We start from the raw sequence: 6,979 nt of genomic DNA, 5'->3' as shown, positions 1-6,979 counted from the left end.
AAAACGCCGAACATTCAGGTGATCCACGCCGGCCTCGAGTGCGGCCTGTTCAAGAAGCCTTACCCGAATATGGATATGGTTTCTATCGGCCCGACCATCACCGGTCCGCACTCGCCGGACGAGCAGGTGCATATTGAGAGCGTCGGCCTTTACTGGAAACTGCTCACTACCCTGCTGAATGCGATCCCAGAAAAGTAAGCGCATCCTGTTTTGATAAGCCAGGCTTCGGCCTGGCTTTTTTATGCCCGCGCGCCGCGCCAGCATAAAACACCACTTCTCTTTCCTTCCCTGTTGTAAAACACCAGCGTTATCCTGCGCGCCAGCTTTAGCCGCCAAACTATCCAGATGTCTGGATGGCTAATAAGATTTCGTGCTAGCTTATGCGCTTTCGGCTGTTGCCGCGCCTGAAACTTCAGGAAAAAATTGCGGCCAGCCAGTCACAGGGGAGCTTCAGCTAATGAGTGCCTTAAACCGCCTTGAGATGCGCAATATCTCACTCGCATTCGGCGGATTCGCCGCGCTGACGCAGGTGGATTTCGTCGCGGAAGGCCACTCGGTGCATGCGCTGACCGGCGCTAACGGCGCAGGCAAATCGACGCTGATGGCGGTGCTGTCCGGCGCGCACAGCCACTACAGCGGCGAAATCAGGCTGGACGGCGCGCCGGTGTCGATACGCAGCCCGCGCGACGCGAAACGACTCGGCATACACCTGGTGCAGCAGGAGGTGGACGTGGCGCTGGTGCCTCAACTCAGCGTGGCGGAGAACATCCTGCTGGATCGGCTGGCCGAACCCGGGCACGGCTTTCGCTGGCGCGCCATTCGCCGGCAGGCGCGCGCCCTGCTGGCGCAGCTCGAGGCGCATATCGACGTAAACCAACGGGTGGAGCGCTGCACGCTGGCGGAAAAGCAGCAGATTTTGCTGGCGCGCGCGCTGTCGCACCACTGCCGCTTTCTGATCCTCGACGAACCGACCGCTCCGCTCGACCAGCACGAAAGCGAGCGGCTGTTCGCCGTGGTGCGCCGCCTGCAAAACAGCGGCATCGGCGTGGTGTTTATTTCGCACCGCATCCATGAGTTGAAGGCGATCTGCGATCGCCTGACGGTGCTGCGCGACGGCCGTCTGATCGAGAGCGGCCCGATGGCGGCGCTCAGCGGCGAGCAGATCGTCGAGAAGATGCTCGGCCATCAGCTGACCGATATCTATCCGCCGCGCCGTCCCGCCAGCGCGCAGCCGCTGCTGCTGGCGGTAGAGGGGCTGCACGACGATCGGCTGCTGCAGGATATTTCGCTGCGGCTGCACCGGGGCGAGATCCTCGGCATTGCCGGGCTGGCGGGCGCGGGCAAAACCGAGCTGTGCAAAGCGCTGTTCGGCGCCAGTAAAAGCCGCGTAACGCGCGGCGAACTGCACGGCAAGCCGTGGCGGCCGCGCTCGCCGCACGATTCGGTGAGCAGGCGCATGGCGCTGGTGCCGGAAGAACGGCGCAAAGAGGGTATTTTTATCGACGAGCCGGTGGCGATGAACCTCAGCGTCAGCGCCGATAGCAGCTTTTCGCGCTGGGGCCTGTTCGGCCATCGGCAGGCGTGGCGCTGGGCGGAAGCGGTGATCCAGCGTCTGAACGTGCGCACCACCGGCCCGGCACAGCCGCTGCGCCGCCTCTCCGGCGGCAACCAGCAGAAGATCGCCATCGGCAAGTGGCTGCGCAGCCACGCCGACGTGCTGATTTTCGATGAGCCGACCAAAGGGGTCGACATCAAGGCGAAAACCGAACTGTTCCGCTTAATTAGCGGTCTGGCTCAGGAAGGCAAAGGGGTAATTTACGCCTCCGGCGAATTTTCCGAGCTGGTTGGGCTTTGCGACCGAATTTGCGTGCTCTGGGACGGGCGCATCGTGGCCGAGCTGGACGGGCGCGCGGCCACCGAAGAGACGCTTCTGCTTTATTCCACTGGAGGAACCCCTGCGTGAGCAGCAAAGAGATTACCCTGACCGCGGCGCCGCCGCTGCGCCATCGACTGTTCGACTTCCTCTATAAGTGGGGCATGCTGATCACGGTCGCCCTGCTGATTGCCGGATTCGGCTTCGCCTCCGACAGTTTTCTGGAACCCAACAACATCATCAATATCCTGCGCTCCATCGCCATCGTGACGGTGATCGCCGTGGGCGTCTCGGTCTCCCTGACCGTCGGCGGCTTCGATCTTTCGGTCGGATCCACCGCCTCGCTGGCCAACGCGCTGGTGATCTCGCTGTTCGTCTGGTACGGCATGAACAGCGTCGAGGCGATTGCGCTGACCCTGGCGCTCTGTACGCTGATCGGCCTGTTCAACGCCTTTCTGATCGTGATTTTGCGCATTCCCGATATGCTGGCGACGCTCGCCACGCTGTTTATTATCCAGGGCGTCGCGATGACCTATAGCTTCGGCGGTTCGATCACGGAAAACATGGTGATGCCGAGCGGCGATATGGCGGAAGGGGCTATCCCGGCGGGCTTCGGCCTGCTCGGCCAGGTGCCGGTGATCGTCATTATTATGCTGGTGGTGACGGCGGTGGCGCAGCTGGCGCTGTCGCTCACCACGCATGGCCGGCGCATGTATGCACTGGGCGGCAACCCGGAAGCGGCGCGCCTCTCCGGCATCCGCACTACGCGCTACCGCGTGCTGGCCTATGTGATCGCCTCGCTGCTGGCGGGCCTGGGCGGCATTCTGCTGGCGTCGCGCATCGGCTCGTCGCAGGTCAACGCCGGCGGCGGCTACCTGATGGACGCCGTGGCAGCCGCCTGGATCGGCCTGTCGCTGGCGGGCGCCGGCAAGCCTAACGCGCTCGGCACGCTGGTGGGCGCGGTGCTGCTCGGCGTGCTGCAAAACGGGCTGGTGATGCTCTCCGTTCCTTATTACGCCATGGACATTATTAAAGGACTGGTGCTGGCTCTGGCACTGGCGATGACCTACGTTCAGCGCCGCTAACGCTGATTAACCTGGAAAAAGACCATGAAAAAAATAACGCTCTCTCTGCTGGCCGTCAGCCTGATCTCCGCCAGCGCCGTCGCCGATACGGTAGTCCCCGTGCCTGCTCCCATCGCCGGTCACGAAGGGCCGGTGCGCATCGCAGTGATCCGCAACCTGGGCTCCGACGACAACACCACGCAGTTTGTCGCCGGCGCCATTCAGGAGGGCCGCAAGCTGGGCTTCAAGGTCAGCACCTTTCTCAGCAACGGCGACGACGCGCGCTTCCAGGACTTCGTCAATCAGGCGATCAGCCAGAAGTATGACGGCATTATTCTGTCCCACGGCAAAGCGCCCTACGCCAGCGGTCTGGTAAAGCGCATTGCCGACGCGGGCATTAAAGTGTCGGTGTTCGATACGCCGGTCGATTCGCCGCTTCCGGGCGTCACGGTGACCGCGCAGGATGACGCCTCGCTGGCGCAGTCGTCGCTCGGCCAGCTGATCAAGGACTTCAACGGCAAGGCCAATATCGTCAAGCTGTGGGTTGCCGGTTTCCCGGCAATGGAGCGCCGTCAGGTGGTGTATGAGAAGCTGCTGAAGGAGAATCCAGGCATTCATCAGCTGGAGTCGATCGGCGCGGTCTCCTCCGACGTGCAGGGCGATACCGCCAATAAGATCGGCGCGATTCTGGCAAAATATCCGAAAGGCAAGATCGATACGATCTGGGGCGCCTGGGACGCCTTCAGCCAGGGTGCCTATAAGGCGCTGCAGGAGAACGGCCGCACCGAGATCAAGCTCTACAGCATCGACGTTTCTAACCAGGATCTGCAGCTGATGCGCGAGAAGAATAGCCCATGGGTGCAGACCGTGGCGGTGGATCCGAAAACTATCGGCGCGGTAAATATGCGCCTGGTGGCGAATAAGATCGCCGGCGACGCCACGCCCGCCAGCTACGATTTCAAAGGCGCCTCGATCTCTCAGCAGCAGCTGAACAGCCAGCAGGGCGCGATTAACGTGGCGTCGCTGAACAAGATCGTTCCCGGCTGGGGCGGCAATAACGATTTCGTCGCGCCGTGGTTCGCGACGCTGGAAGCAAAATACAAAAAGTAAAACAAAAAGCGGCCTGAGGGCCGCTTTTTTACTCTATTGCGCCGCCGACCTTCAGCGTCGCGGCGATATTGCGCGCCGCCAGCCGCAGATTGGTTTCGGCGTTCGTCAGCGCCTCCTCCAGCGTACAGATGCTGTAAAGCACGCTGAATACCGCGTCCAGACCGTGCTGATGCACCACGCCGACATCCGCCGTCAGGCTGCCGGCAATGCCGATTACCGGCTTGTTAAACTGTTTTGCCACCTGCGCCACGCCAATCGGCACCTTGCCGTTAATGCTCTGGCTGTCGATGCGTCCTTCGCCGGTAATCACCAGCGAAGCGTCTTTAACCTGCTCCGCCAGCCCGAGCGCCTCGGTGACGATTTCGATGCCGCGCCGCAGATCCGCCTGGCAGAAGGCGTGCAGCGCCGCACCCATTCCCCCCGCCGCGCCGCCGCCGGGAATATGCAGCACGTCGATATCGAGATCGCGCTGAATGATCGCCGCATAGTGCGCCAGCGCGCTGTCCAGCTGCGCCACCAGCTGCGGCGTCGCGCCTTTCTGCGGGCCGAAGATAGCCGACGCGCCGTCGCGGCCGGTCAGCGGGTTGGTGACGTCGCACGCCACTTCGAAACGGCACTGCCGCACGCGCGCGTCCAGTCCGCTGATATCAATTTTGGCCAGCCCCGGCAGCGCGCCGCCGCCGAAGCCGATTTCGTTCTGCTGCGCATCCAGCAGCCGCGCGCCCAGCGCCTGCATCATGCCCGCGCCGCCGTCGTTGGTGGCGCTGCCGCCGATGCCGATAATGATATGCCCGACGCCTTTGTCCAGCGCGCTCTTGATCAGCTCGCCGGTGCCGAACGAGGTCGTGGTCAGGGGATCGCGCTGAGCGGCGGGCACCAGCTCTAACCCGCTGGCGGCCGCCATTTCGATAAAGGCGGTGCGCGCGTCGCCGGAGAGGCCGTAGAAGGCGTCAACCGGCGCGCCGAGCGGTCCGGTTACGCGCAGGTTGACGAGACTTCCCGCCGTTGCCGCCACCATCGCCTCAACCGTGCCTTCGCCGCCGTCGGCAACCGGTATCTTCACGTAAGTGGCGTCAGGAAAAATCTCGCGGAAGCCCGCTTCAATCGCGGTTGCCACGCCTGAGGCGGATAAACTCTCTTTGTATGAATCCGGTGCGATTACGATTTTCATAGGCAATCCAGGCGCTGTTGATAGACGGTTTATCATCCTTGATGACGCAGTGCAGCGGCCGCGCCAGCCGCTGCGACGCGTTAACGGGTTATCTCAACTTTGGCTAATTTTTCATAATAGCAGGCAAGCGCGCTATGGTCGGCGTTGCCCTGGCCGTCGTTGCGCAGCGCCTGCATCATCTCCATCACCGCCGCGGTGAGCGGAAGGTGGGCGCCAATGCCGTGCGAGGTATCAAGCGCGTTGGCCAGGTCCTTAATATGCAGGTCGATGCGGAAGCCCGGCTTGAAGTTGCGATCCAGCACCATCGGCGCTTTGGCGTCGAGCACGGTGCTGCCCGCCAGCCCGCCGCGGATCGCCTGATAGACCAGCTCGGGATTGACGCCCGCTTTGGTCGCCAGCGACAGCGCTTCCGACATCGCCGCGATATTGAGCGCCACGATCACCTGGTTCGCCAGCTTGGTAACGTTGCCCGCGCCGATATCACCGGTGTGCACCACCGAGCCCGCCATCGCCTTCATGATGTCGTAGCAGCGATCGAAGATCTCTTTGTCCCCCCCTACCATCACGGAAAGCGTGCCTTCGATCGCTTTCGGCTCGCCGCCGCTCACCGGCGCATCGAGCATTTTGATGCCCTTCTCCGCCAGCGCGTCATGCACCTCGCGGCTGGCGAGCGGCGCGATAGAACTCATATCGATGACGATCAGGCCCGGCTTCGCGCCGTCGATAATGCCGTTTTCGCCCAGGCAAACCTCTTTCACCTGCGGCGAGTTGGGCACCATGGTGATCACCACGTCAACCTGCTCGGCCACCTCTTTCGGCGATGTCGCCACGGTGGCGCCCAGCGCGCTTAATTCCGCTTCGTTGCTGGCGTTGTGATCGCGTACCACCAGAGAATAACCGGCTTTCACCAGATTTTTACTCATCGGTTTGCCCATGATGCCAAGGCCGATAAATCCAATTTTCATTGCCTTTCCTCTTCGTCAGTTACTTCTTAAATTTGTCGCACAGCGCCTGAGTCGCGTTGCGGAAGACCCCTAAGTCGCTGCCCACCGCCACGAAGCTGGCGCCCCATTCGAGATAGCGGCGCGCATCCGCCTCGACCGGCGCGAGAATGCCGCTCGGCTTGCCCGCCGCTTTGGCGCGCTCGAAGACATGCTTAATCACCTTCAGCACCTCAGGGTGCGCAGGCTGGCCGAGATAGCCGAGCGCGGCGGAGAGATCGCCCGGCCCGACGAAGATGCCGTCGACCCCTTCCACCGCGGCGATGGCGTCGATATTGTCGACCGCCTGCTGGGTTTCAATCTGCACCAGCACCGTAATGTTGTCGTTCACCGTGGCGTTGTAATCGGGCAGCGTGCCGTACATATTGCTGCGGTGCGACACCGAAACGCCGCGAATGCCAGCGGGTGGATAGCGGGTCGAGGCCACGGCGCGCAGCGCCTCCTCTTCAGTTTCCACAAACGGGATCAGGAAGTTGTAGAAGCCAATATCCAGCAGGCGCTTGATGATCACCGGTTCGTTGCAGGGCGGACGCACCACCGGCGCGCTGGCGCTGCCCTTGAGCGCCATCAGCTGCGGCACGAAGGTGGTAATGTCGTTGGGCGCATGTTCGCCGTCCAGCACCAGCCAGTCGAAACCGGCCAGGCCGAGCACTTCAGTGGTGACAGGGTTTGCCAGCGCGCACCAGCTGCCGATCAGGGTTTCTCCTGCCAGCAGACGACGGCGAAAGGTGTTCGGCCAGGCGGTATTACTCATCATCTT

The 6,979-nt window shown here is 62.5% G+C and carries 6 protein-coding genes and 1 pseudogene; 4 read left to right on the top strand and 3 right to left on the bottom strand.

The annotated features are described in order from the left end of the window. From HA46_RS14445 to HA46_RS14430, 4 genes and pseudogenes are all read left to right on the top strand, one after another. Positions 1–198 (top strand): annotated as a pseudogene (locus HA46_RS14445) (cytosol nonspecific dipeptidase); the annotation flags it as partial. A gap of 259 nt (positions 199–457) precedes the next feature. Then, the gene (locus HA46_RS14440) at positions 458–1,963 is read left to right on the top strand and encodes a sugar ABC transporter ATP-binding protein (protein ID WP_084885048.1); all 1,506 of its coding nucleotides are present in this window, start codon (positions 458–460) and stop codon (positions 1,961–1,963) included. Next, positions 1,960–2,958: an ABC transporter permease gene (locus HA46_RS14435; RefSeq protein ID WP_033788717.1), complete on the top strand. Its 999-nt coding sequence runs from the start codon at positions 1,960–1,962 to the stop codon at positions 2,956–2,958. Before HA46_RS14440 ends, HA46_RS14435 begins: the two co-directional genes overlap by 4 nt. A 24-nt stretch (positions 2,959–2,982) precedes the next feature. Beyond that, positions 2,983–4,047 carry a sugar ABC transporter substrate-binding protein gene (locus HA46_RS14430; protein WP_084885045.1) on the top strand — a complete coding sequence of 355 codons (1,065 nt, stop codon included), beginning with the start codon at positions 2,983–2,985 and terminating at the stop codon, positions 4,045–4,047. Positions 4,048–4,075: 28 nt separating this feature from the next. Here HA46_RS14430 and HA46_RS14425 read toward each other — a convergent pair whose 3' ends face one another. From HA46_RS14425 to garL, 3 genes are all read right to left on the bottom strand, one after another. Next, the gene (locus HA46_RS14425; protein WP_033788715.1) at positions 4,076–5,218 is read right to left on the bottom strand and encodes a glycerate kinase; all 1,143 of its coding nucleotides are present in this window, start codon (positions 5,216–5,218) and stop codon (positions 4,076–4,078) included. Between the two features lie 80 nt (positions 5,219–5,298). Then, positions 5,299–6,183 (bottom strand): 2-hydroxy-3-oxopropionate reductase, encoded by an 885-nt coding sequence (gene garR / locus HA46_RS14420; RefSeq protein WP_084885043.1) that lies wholly within the window; start codon positions 6,181–6,183, stop codon positions 5,299–5,301. A 19-nt stretch (positions 6,184–6,202) separates the two neighbouring features. Further along, a complete protein-coding gene (garL, locus tag HA46_RS14415; RefSeq protein ID WP_033788985.1) occupies positions 6,203–6,973 on the bottom strand; it encodes a 2-dehydro-3-deoxyglucarate aldolase in 771 nt (256 codons plus the stop codon). Between the last annotated feature and the right edge of the window lie 6 nt (positions 6,974–6,979).

Source organism: Pantoea septica (assembly GCF_002095575.1).
In the GTDB taxonomy this organism is placed as follows: domain Bacteria; phylum Pseudomonadota; class Gammaproteobacteria; order Enterobacterales; family Enterobacteriaceae; genus Pantoea; species Pantoea septica.
This window is presented reverse-complemented; position numbering and strand designations above follow the sequence as displayed.